Here is an 18,583-nt window from a genome sequence, read left to right as displayed (position 1 = left end):
GCAGGAGACTCGCAATGCACGATATCGAATTGACCGAAGAACAACGCATGATCCGCGACATGGCACGCGACTTCGCCCGCAGCGAAGTCGGCCCGCAGGCCCAGGCCTGGGAAAAGGCCGGCTGGATCGATGACGCCGTGGTTGCCCAGATGGGGGATCTGGGCCTGCTGGGCATGGTGGTGCCGGACACCTGGGGTGGCAGCTACACCGACTATGTGGCCTACGCCCTGGCCGTGGAGGAAATCTCCGCCGGCGACGGCGCCCTCGGCGCCTTGATGAGCATCCACAATTCGGTGGGCTGCGGCCCTCTGCTGAAATACGGCAGCCCCTCCCAGCAAGACCGCTGGCTACCGCTTTTGGCCAGCGGCCAGGCCATTGGTTGCTTCTGCCTGACCGAGCCACAGGCGGGCACCGAAGCACACAACCTGCGCACTCGCGCCGAACTGCGCGACGGCCAGTGGGTACTCAACGGCGCCAAGCAATTCGTCAGCAACGGCAAGCGCGCGAGTCTGGCCATTGTGTTTGCCGTCACCGATCCGGAACTGGGCAAGAAGGGCCTCTCGGCGTTCCTGGTGCCGACCGACAACCCCGGATTCGTGGTCGACCGCAGCGAACACAAGATGGGCATCAAGGCCTCCGATACCTGCGCGGTGACCCTGGATAACTGCACGATTCCCCAGGACCATTTGCTCGGCGAGCGCGGCAAGGGCCTGGCCATTGCCCTGTCCAACCTTGAAGGCGGCCGCATCGGCATCGCCGCCCAGGCCCTGGGGATTGCTCGTGCCGCCTTCGAGGCCGCGCTGGGCTATGCCCGCGAACGCGTTCAGTTCGCCAAGCCGATCATCGAGCACCAGAGCGTGTCCAATTTGCTCGCCGATATGCACACCCGGCTCAATGCGACCCGCCTGCTGGTGCTGCATGCTGCGCGCCTGAAAAGCGCCGGGCAACCGTGCCTGTCCGAAGCGTCGCAGGCCAAGCTGTTCGCCTCGGAAATGGCCGAGCGCGTGTGTTCCAGCGCCGTGCAGATCCATGGCGGTTATGGCTACCTGGAGGATTACCCGGTGGAGCGCTACTACCGCGATGCGCGCATCACCCAGATCTACGAAGGCACCAGCGAGGTCCAGCGCCTGCTGATCGCCCGCGAGCTGGCCCACTACGCCCTCTGAGCCCTTGGCCGCGCGCGCCCTGCGTGCCGGCCGCCCCCTCGCCTGCCCCATCTGGAGTTGCCCATGCCCGGCCTGCGTAATATTCCCATCAGCCGCCGCCTGTGGCTGATCCTGCTGACGTCCATCCTGATGCTGCTGATTCTCGCGGGCCTGATGCTCAAGCAGAACCATGACGACCTCTATGCGGCCAAGGCCCTGAAAACCCGGCACGTGGTCGAGACCGTCAGCGGCATCCTGCGCCACTTCCAGAACCTGGAAAGCCAGGGTCTGGATCGTGAGCAAGCGCAACAACAGGCCCGCGCGGTCATACGCGACCTGCGCTACGACCGCGAGGACTACTTCTGGATCGAAGACCTCGACACCCGCATGGTCATGCACCCCAATGCCAAGCTCGAGGGCAAGCGCATGGCCGGTACCCGCGACCCTGACGGCAAGGCGCTGTTCGACGAGATGGTGACCGTGGCCAACCGCGACGGCTCCGGCCTTGTGCACTACCGTTGGCCAAAGCCGGGCTCCGATGCGCCGGTGGAGAAGGTGTCCTATGTCGAACTGTTCAAGCCCTGGGGCTGGATCGTCGGCTCGGGCATCTACATCGACGACGTGCAAGTCGAGTTTCGCCGCCAGTTGGTAAAGGCGTTCGTCATTGTGCTGACGATCGCCCTGCTGCTCAGCGCGCTGATCCTGCTGATCGCCCGCAGCATCGCCTCGCCCCTGGCGCAGGTGGTCAATGCCATGGAGAACATCGCCAGCGGCGAAGCCGACCTGACCCACAACCTGGACAGTCGCTGGCGCGATGAGCTGACCGCCCTGAGCAGCCACTTCAACGCGTTCACCCGCAAGCTGCGCACGGTGATCGGCCAGTCCATGCAGACCGCCGGCCACCTGGACCAGGCCTCGCAATCGCTCGGCGAGATTGCCAGCAACAGCCAGCGCCACAGCCAACAGCAATCACAGCAGATGGAACTGGTGGCCGCCGCTATCCACGAGGTCTCCTATGCCGTGCAGGAAGTGGCGAAGAACGCCGAGCACGCCGCCAACGAAGTACGCCAGGCCGATGAGCAGGCACGCCAGGGCCAGCACAACATCGACAGCAGCCTGCGCCAGATCGACCAGTTGTCCGAGACCATCGGCCAGGCTGTCGGAGTGATCCAGAGCCTGGCCCAGGAAAGCACCCAGATCGGCAGCGTGCTGGAAGTGATCCGCGCCATCGCCGAGCAGACCAACCTGCTGGCGCTGAACGCCGCCATCGAGGCCGCGCGCGCTGGCGAACAGGGTCGCGGCTTTGCCGTGGTGGCCGACGAAGTGCGCCTGCTGGCCCAACGCACCCAGCAGTCCACCGCGCAGATCCAGGGCATGATCGAACGCCTGCAGGGCAACTCCGAAGCGGCGGTGGCGGTCATCAATGCCAGCAGCCAGGCCGCACAACAAACCGTGGTGCAGGCCCGGGAAACCGGTGAAAGCCTGCACCTGGTCATCACCGCGCTGCGCAACCTCACTGAACTGAACGCCTCGATTGCCAGTGCCACCCTGGAGCAATCCCACGTGGTCGAGGACATCAACCAGAATGTCACCCACGCCGCCTCGCTGGCCCAGGAGAATGCCCTGGCAGCGGACCAGTCCAACGAGGCCAGCCGGCATCTGGGTGAACTGGCGAGCCAGCTCAATCGGCTGTTGGGGCAGTTCCGCCTATGAACGGGATGAGCCACTCTCTGTTGGCGGGGGCCATCGATCAGGTGCACCCCTCGCGCTACCTGCAAACCCGGCAAAAAGCCCTCGAGCTGTTTGCCCGATGCGGTTTCAGCCGGGTCAGCATGCGCGACCTGGCCGCTTACCTGGGGATCAAGGCCGGCTCCATCTACAACCATATCGATAGCAAGGAGGCCCTGCTGTTCGAATTGATCGAGGAACTCTACGAACAGTTGCTGCACGGCGCCAGCCAGGTGAACCGGCGCAAATCCGCGCCCGCTGTGCGACTGCACGCGCTGCTGGAGGCGCACCTGCTGCTGCATGAGCGCATGGGCGCGCATTTTCGCCTGGCCGAGCATGACCTCCATTGCCTGGACAGCGAACAGCAGGCCGCGATCCTGGCGTTGCGTCGGCGCTACGAGGAACACCTGGTGGTGACGATAGAGCAGCTCACCGGCGTACCGGTGAGCATCGCCCTGCGCTCGACCTTGAGCGGCATCGTGTCCCTGCTCAACCAACTGCCGGCCTGGATCGCAGAGTCGCCGGCCAGCAAGGGAGCACGTCGCAAGCTGCTGCATGACATGGTCATGGGCGCCCTGCAGGGTGCGTTGCAGGCGACGCCTTCTGGCGGTTCCAGGCTCCAGGCTACTGTACCTAGAGCGTCATGATTGGCCGCAGTAATGCCTGGCCTTCATACAAGGTCGACAGATAACGTTCGCGCATTTGCTCCACGGTCATTCGCGATGCGTGGGTGGTCAGCGCCAAGGTGGCCTGCAACTGCCCTTCGCGATCAATCAACGGCACGCTCAGCACCCGCATGCCCACCTCATATTCCTGATCCACCAGCACGTAGCCACGCTGAGCCGCCAAGGCGATTTGCGCGCTGATCTGTTTTTCATCGGTGAGCATGTAGGGCGTGATCGCCTGTGGCGGGTTGCGTTTGAAATACGCGTCGAGTGCCACGACAGGCAGGCTCGCCAGCCCACAATCGGCCAATAGCTGACGTTCGACCTACGACAGCTTCCGTCCCTGGCTGTGTGAAAACGCACTGAGTACGTCGAAAACTGAGAGCTGCGTGAGTTACCTACAAAACCTGGAGGCGAGAGAGCGAATTGCCCTAGTAAGCATAGATTCGATAATTCGGTCTCAAAGGTCACCATTAGATTGTTGATTCGATTCAGTGCGCAGTTCAAGAAAATTGGTGGATTTATAATGATTGGGGTCTAGACTACTAAACGCCAGAATATGAAAAACGCTGACCAAATTAGGTCGAATCATTGAAGTCATAGATCAAGCAATTTTGTATCACCATCATTACACTTAGACGCTAAAAAAGGCTAGGAGAATGAAAATGATTGAGTTATTTGCAGCAATAGCTCAAATACTGGGTTTCGCTCTTCAAGTGTCCGAACATTTAAAGCCAGCACAACGAAATACTCCAGTCGTATTTCAAGGACTCCTTGCTCTTTCCTCAGTTAGCAAGTCATGGAAAGGAATGCACAGTCAATATCATCCTCTCAACAAACAAGCCCAATCAATAGTGTATGAAATTTCGGAGTATCGTAACGGGTTATATATTCCAAAATCTGTTGAAGAGGTGGCGCCAAACGAACTCAGGAAGCGCTTTTTTGACAATATCATTAATGATGCTGTTGCTAACTTTGAACACAACACCCGAAAAGAGATTAAAGATATTAAGCGGTCTCTTTCTGCTGACCAAGAATGGTTTCAAGATGCTATGCAAAAAATTCGAGTGCACGATCCATCCCTAGCAAGCGATTTTGAAGAACTTGCAGAATTAAAGGATGATGCGCTACTAATCCATACAAGGTTTATAAGATTCTTGAGTGGCGTGCGCGGCCTTATGGCTAAACCCCGCTGGGGAGAGCTAGAAGTTAACTATATTCTTGATCACAGATCGGTATTAACAACTGACTTATCACAAATGATTTACGTAACAGATAAAGTTTTGATGGGATTCCTCGACGTTTACATAAAATTAGTCTCAGAGTATGGTCGCTCAGCAGGTATTCCTACTCCTCAACCAAGGGGTGTGGATAATTGAACACACATGACTCGGCACGTAAAATTAGAAACAGAAAAAACCGCCCCGCGCAGAAAAATACACTCCTCGAGAATCAGTTCCGAGCACTTGTTAGTGCTGATGAAGCTGCCCAAGAAAAGTGGATATATATTTCTAGACTGCCTCATGCGGTTTCAAATACAGACGAGCAGTTGACGCAGGTTCCCGCCCCTACTAAATCAACATCGGCCATGCGATTTTTAGAAATTAAAACAGAGGTCGAAGGCATTGTTAGAGAGGCGAAAAATGTTGCCGCCTCTGCTAATTGCATTGATCCACAAATTTTTGATCGTGCCATCGATATTGGTGAAAGATGGTGCGCGTTGGCTGCGTATGCTGGCTCCTATATTTCTTTTGCAAGCATGCCAACTGACAAAAGCCATTTTGGACGCGAGCCGAGCAAAGAGGCAAACATCAAATACATAAAAGGAGTCGTTGTCAAAGTCGCAATGCAGAAAACTGTAACAATATTAGTTGAAAGACATGTAGCACACCCTCTATATGGCAAGCTAATCAAGCGCACAAAAAAATATTTTGTTCATGACGAATATGGCGACTGCAAATTGGGAGATAGAATATTAGCCATTGAGGGGCGACCTCTCAGCAAACATAAAAGACACACCTATTTAGCGAAAATAAAAGACGGAAAAATTAGCGATAGCCTAGTAGATGACGCGGCGGAAAAGCCAGATCTTTAGAAATATAAAATATTGATGGTATTTCCCAAAAGAATAATTGCGCTCACCACCCAGATAGGAAATACTTCCATTCCGCCGCCGCACCCTTGTCGTTTGATTAATGCTTAATTGTTGATGTCGAAAAACCAATGCGCACTTTCTGATACCAAAAATTGGAAGGTGATGATCTTGCAATCTTCACCTTCTGGTAGTTATTGTAATTTGTCGCTCACAGGTGTTTTTCACACGGCCTCAGTTAATTGCAGCCCTTGACGACAGGCAGCTATCGGCCAGAAGCGGTCGCTCACGCGTGCCCGCTTTCGACTGTAGATTCTGCCAGTCGATGCAACAGATTGGCTGAATCATTCAGCCATCTTTGTGGAATCTAGCAGTGTTGCGACAGGTCTCTGGTTGCGTATTTTCTGCTACTAACCATGAAGGGAAAGCGCATCCCTTCCTGGTTCCCGTCTACACTCTGAGTAGTGCGACCAAGAGCGAAATTACGATCCGGAGAGTCAGGTGAACGATCACGATCACTATGCAGATCAAACCCCTTCAGAAAACTCAGCCTCCACTAATGTGGATAATAATCGACTGAAGGATTTAGAGAAATTTGAACTCCTAGAAGAAGTCAAAGCGGAGCTGATCAAGTGGGCAAAGAATCGCATCTGGTTTTTTTCCATTCTCGTTTTTTTTGGGCTCGTAACGTTTGTCGTGCAGCAATTTCAGAACTTCTTCGAACATCAGTATAAAGAGCAAATCGAGAGCACCAAAGATGTGACAACGAGGACAAGAATTGTCGCAGATGAAACGCAAAAAGTTCTAGGAGATGCCAGAAGAAAAACCGAAGAGCTCACATCAGCCCTCACCCTCACAGAGGAAAGAGCGGCCCGACTAGAACAGCTGCTAAAAGATACTCAGTCAAAACAGGTGGAAATTGGGTCATCCGTGGAAAAACTTGCGCGGGACATAAGATTTCAGCGGGCAAAATTTTTCGAGGGGCAAGACAATAACCAGATAAGTGATACTGCTTCGGAAACTGATTGCACAAGCATAGATCTATTGGAGTGGCTGACCTCCACAAAAATTGATCGTAAACAAATATCAGGCTGTGGCATAAAAATCAATGACGAGGACTTCTCCGAAATTGCAAAAAACTACGGATATCCCGTCGCAGTACTCAAAGCAATTGACAGCGTGGAGGGCAATAATAACGGCTTCTTAGAGGACGGTCGTCCAAAAATCTTATTCGAGCGCTCCCTATTTCACAAACTCACTGCAGGGAAATACGACGAGTCTAATCCGAAAATTTCTACAGTCAAATGGGGTGGTTACCTTGGCGGAATTGGCGAATACGACAGGCTCAGTGAAGCACTAGCATTGGACTCCAATGCTGCGCTTCAATCCACAAGCTGGGGTAGATACCAAGTTGTTGGTGCAAGTTATCAACGAATGGGATTCAACTCTGTCGCCGACTTCGTTAGAGCCATGACTACTTCAGAAAGAGAACAACTGGAAGCAATGGCAAAATATCTTGCAAGTCTCCATTTAGACATCTATGCAAAAAATCTAGACTGGAAAAAATTCGCCAGGCAATACAATGGAGCAGGCTACACAGTAAATAATCTCGATACTAGACTAGAAGAAGCTTATCTTGGCCACAAATTAGAAGGCCAAAACTAATCACGTACACGAAACATTCTTCGACTTCAAAATACTGCTCAGAGTGTATTTTATTAGCGTCTTCTTTGGGTTATGAGCTTCAACCGTTCTCGATAGGAAACCACCAGTTTGGACGGTCAGCAACTGTTTGAAAGGTTCTCTTGAACCAGAACTACACCGTGATTATCAAGGGGTAAAGGAAAAGCACTCAGGATCAATGAAATCGGGAACTTCATTACTTTGGGTATTCGGTTTAACCTGCTTCACCGTGGTTCAGCCGAGGTCGCCGACAACGTGCGAGGCTCCCTGGAAGCAATCGACCGGAATAAAAAGCTCATCACGATGACGCTGGCAGTGATGATGCCGCCAGAGTGATTGCTTTCGGCCAATAGCGGCCTGTCGCGCCCGGGAAAAACAATTCAAACTATCTGTCAGATGTGTCTGTGACACCAAGTTTTACCCGGTTATTCAATCCCAGTTCAGGTCATTATTTCGACTTTGTGCTCGGGCCAAAAAACCTCAGGTTAATACATGTTTAGCTATATATAAAAAGAAGAATACCAAGGTAGCTTAGCATATTTAATTCAATGATTCATGGCGCTCCTAAGCAATCGAGAGCCTCGGAGGCCAAATGGAAAAATTGGCCACGACGCTTGTAGTAATGTTACGCTTATCTAAAAAGCCAAGCTGACTTAAAAGGGAACACTAAAAATGAGCTACATTGAGTCGCTACATGTGACTAAAGTTAGAAAATTTGAAAAACTCGATATATTTTTCAATAAGGCTTTTAATTTTATAGCCGGGCCCAATGGCTGCGGTAAAACGTCAGTTCTTGCCTGTATCGCTCACTGCTTTAACGTTCACAGTGGCGATCAGTCTAGTATTGGTGAAGAGTCGTCATTTTGGTCTGACATAACGGTAAATGATCTTCGGCTGAGGGTCGGCGCAGGCAAGAACGTTTATACCGGGTCAGGCTATAGGGCCGCACGATTTCAAGGCGGCGGAATAGAAATCCCTCGAGAGGAAGGGCGTACCAACATACCTTCATGGGACAATGGGTCCAGAAAATATTGCCCGTTATTCATAGGTGCCAGTAGAAGTATTAAGTACAAAGTAGTTGGAGGCATGACAAGAGAAATTGCTCCCGAAAAGGCACTTGAAAAATACAGCGATAGAGCTGTTTCCTCCTTGTATGGGGATTCGGCTGCGGATATTAAACAGTGGCTGGTTAATCGATATTTCGTGATTGAAAAAGATTGGGCAGTACACGAGCGAGAAAATTTTAACAGGCTGGTTTCATCTTTGGGCCAGATTGGGCCAAAAGAGAGTGAGTTCTCGTTTGTTGAAATTGGGCGCGACTTAGAGCCTGTGTTTTCAATATATGGACGCAAATGTTATCTTGAAGAGCTGTCCTCTGGATTTCAAGCTGTATTCTTTATAATTGTTGCAATTTTTGAATGGATTGAATCAACGGGCACTGATAATAGACTTGTAGCTCTTGCCGCGGGTACGGTAGTAATTGATGAGCTTGACCTGCATTTACATCCGGAATGGCAGTTCACATTGAGGGATGGCCTAACATCCTTATTCCCTAACCTCCAATTTATTGTAACTACGCACTCGCCTCATTTACTAGCATCAGCGAAAGATGGCGAGGTCATAATAATGCCATCTGACGGTACAGGAGGCCATATCACGCCTTCGCCTTATCGATTCTCTGGATGGTCTACCGACCAAATACTTACCGATGTTATGGAAGTAAAGAGCATTGAGAATAAGGACTATGAGCGATTGATTTCGGAGGCTCTAACGCAATCGGAAGCGCGGTCTTTGGAGGGTTTGCTTCGTGCAATAACTGCACTAGAACAAATATGCCACCCAAGCGATACTATTGTGACGGTCTTGAAAGCAAAATATGCTTCATTGGTTGCGATGGCATAATGATTAAATTAACGAGGGGATTAGAGCCGGATTTTTTGATTCACAACAAAACTGAACTGTGGAATAGTCTCAAAGAAGCAATAATGATTTATGGCTCCTACAAATTAATACCGCCTGACGCGAAGGAAAAGTTAGTTTGCCATTACAGACACTCCGAAATAAAAGCAGCATTGATTGAAAGCTCATATGGGAAATGTGCATTTTGTGAATGTGTCCCGTCCGAAGGTGGAAACGTCGAGGTTGAGCATTTCAAGCCGAAATCAAAACATCCAAACTCAACATTTGAGTGGGAAAATCTTTTGCCCGCATGCAGACGTTGTAATGGCAGCAAAGATGATCACGACACTGAATCAGAACCGATTGTTAATCCATACATCCAAGACCCGTCTGATTTTTTCTTTTACGAATCACTAAATATAAAACCACTTACCGGGGCGAATTACAAAATTGCAAGCAGAACCATTGAGGTATGCGGATTAAACACGATTCGACTTTGGAAGCCGAGATCGCAAATTTTGGTTAGCTTGCATGACTTTGAACAATCTTTAGAAGCCGCATTAGAGGATTTTCGCGAGGCAGACACGATGCGGAAAAAAGCTAATCGTAAGCGGTCTATCAGAGAAGCCGTATCTAGGATTGAGGAGCTTTCAAAGACTGCTGAAAAGTACTCAGCATTCTGCGGTTTCTTTCTTAGAGACTCAGAAATATACAGGGAGGCTAGACTATTGATTGAGAGCGACGCTCTGAATTGACCCCGATTTTGTCGACAGTAAGTGACCACTTCTGGCTGTTAGTTGCCCTCCTCAAAGGGCAGCTATGGGTCGGCTGCGGTCCTCGCAATAGGCAGCAATCGGCCAAAAGCAGCCGTTGGTCAAGCTAATGGCAAATCAATATTGTCAGCCCGCAGCTACCTAAAACTATCACACCGCTTTAAAGTACGAACTAGTCGTGCAATCTGGTCAATTCAATCGTTAGGTTTCAAAAACGCGCCACTCAAAATGGATCTATTGGCTGCGTAGAAGCATGCAGACATGCCAGCGATTAGCCCTACGCCTACTTGCAAGAGGTAATGACCTCGAAGCCACATTCAATCAATCGCCGCACCTTAACATGGCCCAACAACCTCGCTACAATTACTTTATACGCTTGCGAAACGGTATGCGCACCGCTTTTTTCTCTATAGATTCTATAACGCCAGCGTTTACAGACATCGACCTAAGCTTAACCAACCCTCTTATTATGTCGATCGCTGGTACAAAAACTAAAAAACATAACCCCAAGGCAATTACATGGACATAACTTAACACCCTTTGATCCGTTATAACTGAAAATGTAGAGACCGAAAAAGGCAAGACAACTATAGACACAAATATCATAGCTCTTGGGACGAGTTGCTGAGAGAGTCCAAACCATGAAAAACTTGCAATCTCTCCCCAGGACTCTTCTTTTTTATAGGAAAGCAAGGCATACTTAACCGTTGTCGCCAATACAACCATCAATACAAAAATAAAAACTGGCCCCACTAAGAATAAATAGCCACCATCAATTTTAACCCCTAACAGGTCAAGGGGACGTTTGGCGGACTCCTCTTCACCTTTCAAATATGTCAATGCCTCTTCAGGACTTTTTTTAGAAATTTCGTCCCAGCACTTCACCAAAGCAGGAAACCTGCCTTCGAAATCTGTATCACCGTATGAACCTAAAATCCACTCAGGGGGGAAAGAGTGTGCCAGCCATACGTATGAGTCAATGAGTCGGTTTTTTATCACCTGCAATGGATACATCTTATATGGAGATCCGCCTTTCTCATTGTATTTTCCAACAAACCAAAGATTAAAACTCACGCCGCCATCACTAGAAATATCAACAGGTTCCGCCCCATCTAAAAGATAATTAATTTCCTCGCCTTGACCATTAAGCACTCGAAAATACAACTTCCAGTTATTGTCTGGCGACTCAGGATATTCAACAGGGATAATTCTCTTGCGTTCCTCCCCCTTAGCCACATCTACAACCCCTACACTCATCACATAATCACTTTGAACGTTAAATGGCGCACATTTAATTTCTTTGTACAAAGCGTCGCCCACGCCCGATTCAATGCACGTTCCGGAATCAGCGCCTTCTGGGTACCCTAAAGCGTAATCGAGAAACACATCTTCGCCTTCTACTTTTGCCAACGTAAAATAGTAGACCTGCTGACTACCATCAACATAGTCCCTTATGCCAGACAACGTTTTATAATTCAACTCACTCACAAAAAACACACCTCGATATTTAAGCCGATCATAAAGATGCATTGAATATGGAGCGCCCGATAGATTGCTTCGCAACAAGCCAAGATACCAGCTATTGACCTCTTTAAGCTTCGGCCTGAGATACCTAAAATACCCTCTAACATTAATATTCCGTAACACTTCCAAATCTTGTTGAGCGGCCCTATATTTCTGCGACTCTTGGGGGCTCATACAAAACGCACCAACAGATAGCACCACAACCATTAAAGTGTAATGAATGGTTTTTGTATTTCTTAGATGGTCGCTCATTTCAGTCGCACCTGATGCAAAGCTTAATTTCTGTAACGAAAACACAGATTTTGCTCTGATTAGGCTAGCTGATGATTCGCATCCTGCGCGACTTTGTTGATTTAAGCGCAGCGCGTTGTGGGATCCTACCTCAAAATGGCGTAACACCTCACTTTCTTCAATACAATAAAAAACCCATAAATCACTGATCTAGGTTTTGTAAGAGTGAAGGTCAAGGTCGTAAACGAACCGGCGTAGGTGGATTTAAAACCCACTCAATTGCGCATCCTTGACGCAATCAAGAGCAACAGTTTCTACCCACTTTATGCCAAGGTCGAGCGGCAGATATGGGTCGAAAGCCGTCCTTCGGGATTGACCGCTTATGGCCGATAGCTGCCCTCGGCAACCGTCCACTTAGGGTCGACTGCAACCTTCCCCCCCAGGCAACACCATCACCCTACAACGTCATGATCGGCCGCAACAACGCCTGACCTTCATACAATGCAGACAGATAACGCTCACGCATCTGCTCCACGGTCATTCGCGACGCATGGGTGGTCAGCGTCAAGGTGGCCTGCAACTGCCGTTCGCGATCGATCAACGGCACGCTCAACACCCGCATGCCCACTTCGTATTCCTGATCCACCAGCACGTAACCACGCTGCGCCGCCAAGGCGATTTCGGCGCGGATCAGCTTTTCATCGATAAGCGTGTAAGGCGTGATCGCCTGTGGCGGGTTGCGTTCGAAATACCCGTCGAGTGCCTCGGCATTCAGGCTCGCCAGCCAGAGCCGGCCACTGCCGGTGCAATACATGGGCACCCGTGAGCCAGGCCGAATCGACATCGAGGTGATGTGGCTGTAGCGGCTGCGCACCACATGCACGATGTCATCGCCGTCGCGAATGCCCACCGACACATGCTCCTGGGTGGTTCGCGCCACCTGTTCGACGATCGGCCGCAGCATGCGCGGCAGCACGGCCGAATCGACGTAGGCCTGGCCGATGCGCAACGTCTTGGCGGTCAGCCAGTAGTAGCGCCCATCGGTCTGCGCGAAGTCATCATGCACCAGCGTCAGCAGGAAACGCCGGGCGGCGCTCTGGGTCATGTCGGCCATGCGCGCCACCTCGGGCACGCTCAGGCGCGGATGCTCCTGGGAAAACAACTGCAACAGCGCCAGGCCCTTCTGCAGGCCGACGATCAGATCCCGTTGATGGATGGTGGGCTGCTTCATCGCGATGACTCTAATTCAGGCAAGTAGTGTGATTATCGCATTGGTGACGCGATTATCAACGTAAATGCCCGCCAGCTTGATTGTCTGCCTCCCTCCCCGCTCGCACTATCGGCCCCACAACACAGCCAATAAGCGGGTACATCAAATGATTCAGGGTTCGACTGAACTGGTCGCCATCGCCGGCTCGCCTGTGACGCAGGTCAAATCGCCGGAAAACTTCAACCGCTGGTTCGCTGAGCACCGGCAGAACGTTGCCATGCTGGCCATCGACCTGGCGCCGACCGCCCTGCAGAACTTCGTCGAGACCTTGCGTGGCTGGCAAAACCTGCGCGGCTGCGTGGTCACCGTCCCTTACAAACAGCTACTGGCCGGCCGCCTCGACAGCGTCAGTGCGCGCTCGGCGGCGCTGGGCTCGGTCAACGTGATCCGGCGCGAGGTCGACGGCCGGCTGGTGGGCGATATCGTCGACGGCGAAGGGTTTCTCGCTGCGGCGCGCCAGCAGGGTTTCAATCCGCGGGACAAACAGGCGCTGGTGATCGGCACCGGCGGTGTCGGCAGTGCGATTGCTTATTCACTGTGCCAGGCCGGGGTCAGTCAACTGGTCATCAGCGATTTGAACGCGGAGCGCGTCGAGATGCTCGGCGAACTGTTGCGCGGTGCTTTTCCCGAGATTGTGATCAGCGCCAACCCCACCTCGCTCGAACACTTCGACCTGGTGGTCAACGCCTCACCGGTCGGCATGGGCGCCACCAGCGATGAGGGCCCGCTGCCGTTGCCGCAAGACCTGATGCAAAGCCTGCAGGCGTCGACGCTGGTCGCCGATGTCGTGACGTCGCCGGCCATCACGCCGTTTCTCGCCTTCGCCCGACACCGTGGTTGCACGATCCAGACCGGCCCGCAAATGGCCCTGGCGCAACTGGGCAACCTCGGCCACTTCATGGGCGTGACACCGCTGCAGATTTGATCTGCGGCCGTGTCCTCGAGAGGCGATAGACAATGAACATGACGACTACCCAGCTCCCTGCCGGTGCCGACCTGACCTACGACGTGATTGTCCTGGGCAGCGGCGCCGCCGGTTTCGCTGCGGCGGTGACCGCCAGTTGCCGCGGCCTCAAGGTCTTGCTGGTGGAAAAGACCGAAGCCTTCGGCGGCACCTCGGCGATCTCCGGTGGCGCGGTCTGGCTGCACGACACCGATCAGGCCCGGGCCGCCGGGCATCACCTGAGCGCCGACCAGATGCGCCGCTACCTCAAGGAAGTGATCGGTGCTGGCTACAATCCGGCGCTGATCGACGCCTTCATCGACAATGGTCGTGAAGCCTTGAGCTTTTTGCAGGCCCACAGCGAGCTCAAATACAGCCTGCGGCCACTGTCGCCCGACTACTACCCGGACTTGCCCGGCGGCACGCAAACCGGTCGCGCCCTGGAAATCGACGAGTACGACGGACGCAAGCTCGGCGAGCACTTCAAGGACCTGAAGCGGCCACCGGACGGCATGCTGCTGTTCGGCGGCATGATGGTCAATCGTGTCGACATCCAGCATTTCCTCAGCTTCAAGCGCTCGCCTAAATCGCTCTGGCACTGCCTGAAACTGATGGGCCGATATGCCAAGGATCGCCTCAGCCATCCACGCGGCACGCGCCTGACCGTGGGCAATGCCTTGATCGCCCGGCTGGCGACCACCGCTTTCGTCAATGGCGTCGACTTGTGGCTCGAAGCGTCGCCCGAAACGCTGCTGATCGAACAGGCAAGCGTAAAGGGCGTGCAAATCACCTGGCGCGGACAAACCCGCAAGGTATGGGCCAGGGGCGGCGTGGTATTGGCCATGGGCGGTTTTGCCGCCGGCGCTCAAGCCGCGGGGCAGCGGCCCGCGACGGACTCGGAACACTGGAGCATGTCGCCACCGGCCAACGTGGGTGACGGACAACGACTGGCCGCTTCGGTCAACGCCGCCATTGGCGACAACCTGTCGGCGAATTTCTTCTGGGCGCCGGTCTCGGTGCTGCGCAAGGCCGACGGCAGCCTCGAGCGTTTTCCACACCTGGTGACCGACCGGGCCAAACCCGGTGTGATCGCGGTCAACCGCGCCGGGCGACGTTTCGTCAACGAGTCGGACTCCTACCACTGCTTCGTCGAAGGCATGTTCGCCAATGGCGGCGCCAATGCGCCCTGCTGGCTGATCTGCGACAGCGAAGCCTTGAACCGCTACGGCATGGGCCTGGCCCGTCCGCGACCGGTCGACAACAGCGCGTTGATCGAAGCCGGTTATCTGCTGCGCGCCGACAGCCTCGCCGAACTGGCGCTCATCGCCGGCATCGATGCCACGGCCCTGGAGCAGACCCTGGCGCAGTTCAACGCCGATGCGGCCCTTGGCGTCGACCCTCAGTTCGGCAAAGGCAGCAGCGCCTACAACCGCTACATGGGCGACCCGCTTCACGGCCCCAACCCGTGCCTGAAGCCGCTGCAAAAGGCGCCGTTCTACGCCATTCGCCTGTTCACCGGTGACCTCGGCTCCGCCCGCGGACTGGTCACCAACGGCCAGGCCAACGTGCTCGACCGCAGCGGCGCCCCCATCCCCGGCCTGTACGCCGCCGGCAACGAAATGAATTCGATCATGGACGGCACCTACCCCGGTCCCGGCATCACCCTCGGCCCGGGCATCACCTTCGGCTACCTCGCCGCCAGTGATATCGCAGCCCGTCTTGAACGCAACACAACCCAACAAGCCCACAGTGGAGAACAGCATGTACTACGAACTGCGCACCTACACGATTAAACCGACCCGCCTTGGCGACTGGCTGGCCCTGTACAAAACCGCGGCACTGGCCGTGCAGCAGGAGCACCTGGGCAACCTGGTCGGTTTCTTCACCACCGAAATCGGTGAGGTCAACCAGGTGGTGCACATCTGGGCTTATACCAGCCTCGATGATCGCATGGCCCGCCGCACCACCATGGCGGCCGATCCGCGCTGGCAGGACTTTGCCCGGCTGAACAAGGAACTCGACGCCGTGGTGACACTGGAGTCACGCCTGCTGCGCCCCACCGACTTCTCGCCGTTGCAATAACCGTCCCTGTAGGAGCGAGCCTGCTCGCGATGGACGTCCGGACAACGCGTTCATTCAGGCAGCACGCGTTATCGTTGGCGACCATCGCGAGCAGGCTCGCTCCTACAGGGGAAAGCCCAAAAAAGAGACACAATGGAGGTCGCCATGAGCGCCTTGCCGTCGATGAATGTCGACGACCTTATCTGTGATGTCCTGGTCATCGGTTCCGGCGCGTCGGGCCTGGCGACTGCCGTCACCTGCGCCGAGCTTGGCCTCGACGTCATCGTGGTAGAAAAAGAACCCGTACTCGGCGGCACCAGTGCCTGGTCGGGTGGCTGGCTGTGGATCCCCCGCAACCCGCTGGCAGTCGCCGAAGGCACGCTGGAAGAACTCGAACAAGCACGGACCTACCTGCGCCATGAACTGCACTGCAATGTGCTCGACCCGCGCCTGGAGATGTTCCTCGAGCAGGGGCCGAAGATGGTCGAATTTTTTCAGCGCCACACCGAAGTGCAATTTTTCTCCGGCAGCAAGATGCCGGACTTTCATGCCAGCGAAGGTCATGCCAGCGGCGGGCGCTCACTCTGCGCGTTGCCGTTCGATGGTCGCCGACTGGGTCCCTGGATCAACAAGCTGCGGCGTCCGCTGGACCTCATCAGCCTTGGCGGTATGGGCATTGCCGGTGGCGCCGATCTCAATCATTTCCTCAATGCGACCCGCTCGGCAAGATCAATGCTGTATGCCGGCAAACGCCTGCTGCGCCATGCCCGCGACCTGATGTGCCACGGCCGGGGCATGCACCTGGTGAACGGCAATGCCCTGGTCGCCCGGCTGTTGAAAAGCGCCCTCGACCGCAACGTCCGCCTGCTGACCGATACGCCGGTGCATGAGCTGCTGCGTGAAGATCAGCGCGTGGTCGGCGCCCGTATCGAGCGCAGCGCACGCCTGCTCGACATCCGCGCACGACGGGGTGTGGTGATGGCCTGTGGCGGATTCCCCCACGACCGGCAACGCATTGCCCGGCAGTTCGCCCATGCCCCTGATGGCTGCGCCCACTTGAGCGCTGCCCCCAAGGGCAATACCGGCGACGGCTTGCGCCTGGGTGAAAGCGTCGGCGCGCGCGTCGCCTGCGACCTGGCGCATGCCGCTGCGTGGGCACCGGTCTCTCGCGTACCGCGCGAAGACGGAGGCTTCAGTGGCTTTCCACATTTGATGGAACGGGCCAAACCGGGTTTTCTCGCGGTGCGCCAGGATGGTCGACGCTTCGTCAACGAAGCCGACTCCTACCATGACTTCATGTGCGCCCTGTTCGACGCCTGCAAACCTGGAGAAACCCCGGTGTCCTGGCTGATCTGCGACCACCGTGCCCAGCGGCGCTATGGCCTGGGCTGGTCCAGACCGTTTCCGTTCCCGACAGCGTCGTATGTGCGCAAGGGCTATCTGTTCAAGGACGCGACCCTGGCGGGACTGGCACACCAATGCGGAATCGATGCGCAGCAACTGCAGGCCACGGTCGATACCTTCAACCAGTTTGCCGAGAAAGGCTGCGATCCGCAGTTTCGGCGTGGTGAGTCGCTGTACAACAAAAACCAGGGGGAGATCCTGCAGGGTCCCAACCCGTCCCTGGGCAGCCTGCGCCAAGCCCCCTTCTACGCCGTGAAGCTGGTGCCCGGCAGCCTCGGCACCTTCGCCGGTCTGCACACCGATGCCTGTGCCCGGGTACTGGACAAAAACGAAGAGCCGATCCCAGGGTTGTTCGCCGTGGGCAATGACATGAACAGCGTCATGAACGGCTACTACCCCAGCGGTGGCATCACCCTCGGGCCGGGCATGACGTTCGGTTACGTTGCCGGAAGAACACTTGCAGGCTCGACGGCGTAATGCAGAGCGCAGAATCTGGAAGGTGCCGGACAGCGCGAGGGCTCAACGCAACTTCAGCGGATCGACCATCTGCGCCGCGATGGCCATGCCCACCAGGTCCGGCAACGTGTTGGCCTGCATGCGCTTCATGACGCGTGCGCGATACAGGTCAACGGTTTTTGCACTCACGCCCAGTTGCTCGGCGATTTCGCGGGTGGTGTAGCCCTGCACCAACGGCAACAGGATATCGCGCTCGCGCGGGGTCAAGGTCAGCAAGCGCGCCTGCAAGGCTTCGTGGCCCTGGTTACCCGAACGGTTGGCGGCACAGTTGCTGAGCGCCTGTTGCACGCTGTCCAGCAACAGCTGTTCGTTGTAAGGCTTTTCGATGAAATCATGGGCACCGGCCTTGAACGCGCGCACCACGATCGGCACATCCGCATGCCCGCTGACGAAGATGATCGGCAGGTTCAGTTGGCGCACGCGCATTTCTTCCTGCACGTTCAAGCCGCCCATACCGGGCATGCGAACGTCCAGCAGCACGCAGGCATCGAGGCTTGCGTCGCAAGCATCGAGGAACGCGATGCCACTGGTAAACGGCAAGGCCTTGAGCCCGACCGACTCCAGTAACCAGACCGTCGAATCGAGCATGCCCTGGTCATCATCGACCACATACACAACGTGCTCCGTCACACCTGCCATTACCTGATTC

At 54.7% G+C, this 18,583-nt stretch carries 16 protein-coding genes and 1 pseudogene; 13 read left to right on the top strand and 4 right to left on the bottom strand.

Translation table 11 applies throughout. From position 1 onward, the window contains the following. The first annotated feature begins 14 nt into the window (after positions 1–14). From OH720_RS10270 to OH720_RS10260, 4 genes and pseudogenes are all read left to right on the top strand, one after another. Positions 15–1,166: an acyl-CoA dehydrogenase family protein gene (locus OH720_RS10270; protein WP_272605510.1), complete on the top strand. Its 1,152-nt coding sequence runs from the start codon at positions 15–17 to the stop codon at positions 1,164–1,166. A 63-nt stretch (positions 1,167–1,229) separates the two neighbouring features. Beyond that, positions 1,230–1,952: pseudogene (locus OH720_RS31830) on the top strand (cache domain-containing protein); the annotation flags it as partial. A gap of 78 nt (positions 1,953–2,030) precedes the next feature. Then, entirely contained in the window at positions 2,031–2,858 is an 828-nt protein-coding gene (locus OH720_RS31825; protein WP_442967309.1) for a methyl-accepting chemotaxis protein, read from the top strand. Beyond that, complete coding sequence (locus OH720_RS10260; protein WP_272605508.1) at positions 2,855–3,520, top strand: TetR/AcrR family transcriptional regulator; 666 nt, start codon at positions 2,855–2,857, stop codon at positions 3,518–3,520. The genes OH720_RS31825 and OH720_RS10260 overlap by 4 nt, the downstream gene beginning before the upstream one ends. On the opposite strand, the gene OH720_RS10255 is transcribed toward OH720_RS10260, so the two are convergent. Continuing rightward, on the bottom strand, positions 3,507–3,815 hold the full coding sequence (locus OH720_RS10255) for an IclR family transcriptional regulator domain-containing protein (protein WP_272605507.1): 309 nt from the start codon (positions 3,813–3,815) through the stop codon (positions 3,507–3,509). The genes OH720_RS10260 and OH720_RS10255 overlap by 14 nt on opposite strands. A 388-nt stretch (positions 3,816–4,203) precedes the next feature. On the opposite strand from OH720_RS10255, the gene OH720_RS10250 reads away from it, so the two are divergent. From OH720_RS10250 to OH720_RS10230, 5 genes are all read left to right on the top strand, one after another. Next, positions 4,204–4,917 (top strand): hypothetical protein, encoded by a 714-nt coding sequence (locus OH720_RS10250; RefSeq protein ID WP_272605506.1) that lies wholly within the window; start codon positions 4,204–4,206, stop codon positions 4,915–4,917. After that, a complete protein-coding gene (gene rpsQ, locus OH720_RS31820; protein WP_442967282.1) occupies positions 4,914–5,633 on the top strand; it encodes a 30S ribosomal protein S17 in 720 nt (239 codons plus the stop codon). The genes OH720_RS10250 and rpsQ overlap by 4 nt, the downstream gene beginning before the upstream one ends. 498 nt (positions 5,634–6,131) lie before the next feature. Then, entirely contained in the window at positions 6,132–7,295 is a 1,164-nt protein-coding gene (locus OH720_RS10240; RefSeq protein WP_272605505.1) for an N-acetylmuramidase family protein, read from the top strand. A gap of 690 nt (positions 7,296–7,985) precedes the next feature. Beyond that, the gene (locus OH720_RS10235; RefSeq protein ID WP_272605504.1) at positions 7,986–9,215 is read left to right on the top strand and encodes an AAA family ATPase; all 1,230 of its coding nucleotides are present in this window, start codon (positions 7,986–7,988) and stop codon (positions 9,213–9,215) included. Next, complete coding sequence (locus tag OH720_RS10230) at positions 9,215–9,967, top strand: HNH endonuclease (protein WP_272605503.1); 753 nt, start codon at positions 9,215–9,217, stop codon at positions 9,965–9,967. Before OH720_RS10235 ends, OH720_RS10230 begins: the two co-directional genes overlap by 1 nt. Positions 9,968–10,348: 381 nt before the next feature. On the opposite strand, the gene OH720_RS10225 is transcribed toward OH720_RS10230, so the two are convergent. After that, positions 10,349–11,761, bottom strand: coding sequence for a hypothetical protein (locus tag OH720_RS10225; RefSeq protein ID WP_272605502.1), 1,413 nt, complete (start codon positions 11,759–11,761; stop codon positions 10,349–10,351). 436 nt (positions 11,762–12,197) lie between these two features. Further along, a complete protein-coding gene (locus OH720_RS10220) occupies positions 12,198–12,971 on the bottom strand; it encodes an IclR family transcriptional regulator domain-containing protein (RefSeq protein ID WP_272605501.1) in 774 nt (257 codons plus the stop codon). Positions 12,972–13,116: 145 nt separating this feature from the next. Here OH720_RS10220 and OH720_RS10215 point away from each other — a divergent pair, with 145 nt between their 5' ends. From OH720_RS10215 to OH720_RS10200, 4 genes are all read left to right on the top strand, one after another. Further along, positions 13,117–13,935 carry a shikimate dehydrogenase family protein gene (locus OH720_RS10215; RefSeq protein WP_272605500.1) on the top strand — a complete coding sequence of 273 codons (819 nt, stop codon included), beginning with the start codon at positions 13,117–13,119 and terminating at the stop codon, positions 13,933–13,935. A 32-nt stretch (positions 13,936–13,967) separates the two neighbouring features. Then, on the top strand, positions 13,968–15,746 hold the full coding sequence (locus OH720_RS10210) for an FAD-dependent oxidoreductase (RefSeq protein WP_272605499.1): 1,779 nt from the start codon (positions 13,968–13,970) through the stop codon (positions 15,744–15,746). Further along, on the top strand, positions 15,715–16,035 hold the full coding sequence (locus OH720_RS10205; RefSeq protein WP_272605498.1) for an NIPSNAP family protein: 321 nt from the start codon (positions 15,715–15,717) through the stop codon (positions 16,033–16,035). Before OH720_RS10210 ends, OH720_RS10205 begins: the two co-directional genes overlap by 32 nt. Positions 16,036–16,179: 144 nt before the next feature. After that, positions 16,180–17,895, top strand: coding sequence for an FAD-dependent oxidoreductase (locus OH720_RS10200; protein ID WP_272605497.1), 1,716 nt, complete (start codon positions 16,180–16,182; stop codon positions 17,893–17,895). Between the two features lie 42 nt (positions 17,896–17,937). Here OH720_RS10200 and OH720_RS10195 read toward each other — a convergent pair whose 3' ends face one another. Beyond that, positions 17,938–18,573 carry a response regulator transcription factor gene (locus tag OH720_RS10195; protein WP_272605496.1) on the bottom strand — a complete coding sequence of 212 codons (636 nt, stop codon included), beginning with the start codon at positions 18,571–18,573 and terminating at the stop codon, positions 17,938–17,940. Positions 18,574–18,583 lie beyond the last annotated feature (10 nt).

It is taken from the genome of Pseudomonas sp. WJP1 (genome assembly GCF_028471945.1).
Lineage (GTDB): Bacteria > Pseudomonadota > Gammaproteobacteria > Pseudomonadales > Pseudomonadaceae > Aquipseudomonas.
This window is presented reverse-complemented; position numbering and strand designations above follow the sequence as displayed.

Coding starts and splice junctions, on each gene's coding strand:
- OH720_RS10225 (WP_272605502.1), bottom strand. CDS start 11,761: ATGAGCGACCATCTAAGAAATACAAAAACCATTCATTACACTTTAATG.
- OH720_RS10195 (WP_272605496.1), bottom strand. CDS start 18,573: ATGGCAGGTGTGACGGAGCACGTTGTGTATGTGGTCGATGATGACCAG.
- OH720_RS10230 (WP_272605503.1), top strand. CDS start 9,215: ATGATTAAATTAACGAGGGGATTAGAGCCGGATTTTTTGATTCACAAC.
- OH720_RS10200 (WP_272605497.1), top strand. CDS start 16,180: ATGAGCGCCTTGCCGTCGATGAATGTCGACGACCTTATCTGTGATGTC.
- OH720_RS31825 (WP_442967309.1), top strand. CDS start 2,031: ATGCAGACCGCCGGCCACCTGGACCAGGCCTCGCAATCGCTCGGCGAG.
- OH720_RS10210 (WP_272605499.1), top strand. CDS start 13,968: ATGAACATGACGACTACCCAGCTCCCTGCCGGTGCCGACCTGACCTAC.
- OH720_RS10220 (WP_272605501.1), bottom strand. CDS start 12,971: ATGAAGCAGCCCACCATCCATCAACGGGATCTGATCGTCGGCCTGCAG.
- OH720_RS10270 (WP_272605510.1), top strand. CDS start 15: ATGCACGATATCGAATTGACCGAAGAACAACGCATGATCCGCGACATG.
- OH720_RS10260 (WP_272605508.1), top strand. CDS start 2,855: ATGAACGGGATGAGCCACTCTCTGTTGGCGGGGGCCATCGATCAGGTG.
- OH720_RS10215 (WP_272605500.1), top strand. CDS start 13,117: ATGATTCAGGGTTCGACTGAACTGGTCGCCATCGCCGGCTCGCCTGTG.
- OH720_RS10235 (WP_272605504.1), top strand. CDS start 7,986: ATGAGCTACATTGAGTCGCTACATGTGACTAAAGTTAGAAAATTTGAA.
- OH720_RS10250 (WP_272605506.1), top strand. CDS start 4,204: ATGATTGAGTTATTTGCAGCAATAGCTCAAATACTGGGTTTCGCTCTT.
- OH720_RS10205 (WP_272605498.1), top strand. CDS start 15,715: ATGTACTACGAACTGCGCACCTACACGATTAAACCGACCCGCCTTGGC.